This is a genomic window from Haloferax profundi (assembly GCF_001469865.1).
In the GTDB taxonomy this organism is placed as follows: domain Archaea; phylum Halobacteriota; class Halobacteria; order Halobacteriales; family Haloferacaceae; genus Haloferax; species Haloferax profundi.
Window position 1 is genome coordinate 1 of sequence record NZ_LOPV01000226.1, and the last position, 1986, is coordinate 1986.

Genomic DNA, 1986 nt, shown 5'->3' on the forward strand with positions numbered 1-1986 from the left:
CCGGTTCAAATCCGGGAGGCGGCACTTCTGTGATTTCAACCCGACGAGCGGAGCGAGTCGCGGTGAAATCCAGAATGCGACCCGATCGGAGTTGAATCAGGGAGCGAACGCAGTGAGCGACCGCGGTTCACAATCCGGGAGGCGGCATCTTCGTGCGAACAACGTGTACACTTCTCTGGCTCCATCGAAGAGCGTCTTCGATATGCGATTAGGGACCACCGACACGTGGCTCAACGGTCTCTGTAACTGTACTTAATGGAAGCAGAAGCTCTTGTAAGCGACACATAACAATACGTTTTATTTGTCAATTGAGCCTGATGACAGGTCCTTCGAATTCCGACAGCGGATTCCCGCTCGACAGACGGTCTGCGCTCAAATTGACTGGCGGATTCTTCCTCGCGAGTGCACTCGGTGGACAGGTCGCCGCAAATGAGGGCGACGGTGAGGCGACGAAGGTGTACCGCGTGACACAGGGGAGTCGTGAATACGAAATCTCGTTGCTCACGGGCGACACACCCGTCACGGAACTCTACGACCTTCGGATTCCGGACCAGTACGGCGGCGACAACGGGGCCACAGATCCTGGCGAAGGCCCATACTACGAGTCGGTTGGGCTCTCGTACCTCTTGGAAGAACAGGAGTCACTGATGTTTCTCTACGATGGCCCGAACGGAGTCAGTCTCGTAGTTCTCCACGGTGGGCCAGGCGACGGCAGTGCTGTCACGTGGCGACTCACGGGCGTCCCCAGCGGCGCGACGTGGCTCGTGAAAGACGACCTGTACACCTATCCCGACACGGGCGAACAGGCGGTGTCGAACTACGACCGATGGGACGTAAGCGGAAGTGAGCACACAATCGACTGGACGTGGGACGGCGGGCGTACAGACGGCGGTGTGCTCGGCTACCTCTCCGGAGAGTTTTCGTTCACGATTAACCCAGCGTACAACACCGCTGCCGCGCTCTACGGCGAGTACTTCTCTGGACTCATCAGTGGATGGTACGTCCTCACCGGCGGGTGGAACAGTCTGACACGAGAACCGCTGAACCTCCAAGAACCGGTCACGATATCCTGTGAGACTGTCGAAGTGCCCGAGGAGACACCAGTCCCAACAGAGACTCCCGAAGAACCCGAGAAACCGGAAGACGACAAGAAGGACAAAGACGACGACAAGAAGGACGAGGAGGATTGGAAAGAGACGCGCGACGAGGCCCGCGAGGAGTGGAAAGAAAAACGCGACGAGTGGCAAGAAAAACGCGATAACGGAGAGGACGACTGGAAGGAAGCGCGCGACGAGGCCCGCGAAGAGCGCAAAGAAAAACGCGAGGAGTGGAAGGACGAACGAGATAAAGAGCGGGAAAAACGGGAGAAGGAGAGAGAAAAGGAGCGAGAAAAACGAGAGAAAGAGAAGGAAAAGGAGCGAGGAAAACGAGAGAAAGAGAAAAGCGAGAGAGGGCGAAAGAAAGGACGCGGTCACGACGACGACGACGACGACGACGACGACGAACGAGAGTACGAACGAGACGACGACGACGATGATGACGACGATGACGATGACTGATTCGTCCATCAAAACGACACCGCTGGTAGAGTCTCTCCGTCGCTAACTCGCTGGGCAGTTCTTTTCGTAGGGTGTCGACCCGTGAAGACCCTCAATCGTCGTGTTCTGGCACTGTCTGGGGTGTTCTCGTTCTCGGAGAACGTTAGTGTCAATTCATTGTCTATGGTGGCGTACCCGTACGTATGGCATACCAAGGAGAGACACACATCGACGCGATTCTGGTTCCGACAGATGGAAGCAAAGCAGCGATGCGAGCGGCGCGGCAAGCGGTTCGCGTCGCGCGAGAAAACGACGCGACGATTCACGCGATGTACGTGATGGACATGGGCGACGTCGATTACGTGGCCGTCCCGAGCGACATCGCCGAGACCAAAGACCGACTGACGAAGAAGGGGCGAAAATTCGCAGAGAAGGTCCACGAACTCGC

At 57.1% G+C, this 1986-nt stretch carries 2 protein-coding genes; both read left to right on the forward strand.

Annotated elements, in window-relative coordinates:
- The first annotated feature begins 317 nt into the window (after nt 1-317).
- On the forward strand, nt 318-1559 hold the full coding sequence (locus AUR66_RS11355; protein ID WP_058572518.1) for a hypothetical protein: 1242 nt from the start codon (nt 318-320) through the stop codon (nt 1557-1559).
- 182 nt (nt 1560-1741) lie between these two features.
- Nucleotides 1742-1986, forward strand: a 245-nt coding sequence (locus tag AUR66_RS11360; protein ID WP_197409748.1) for a universal stress protein, incomplete at its 3' end; no start/stop codon positions are given.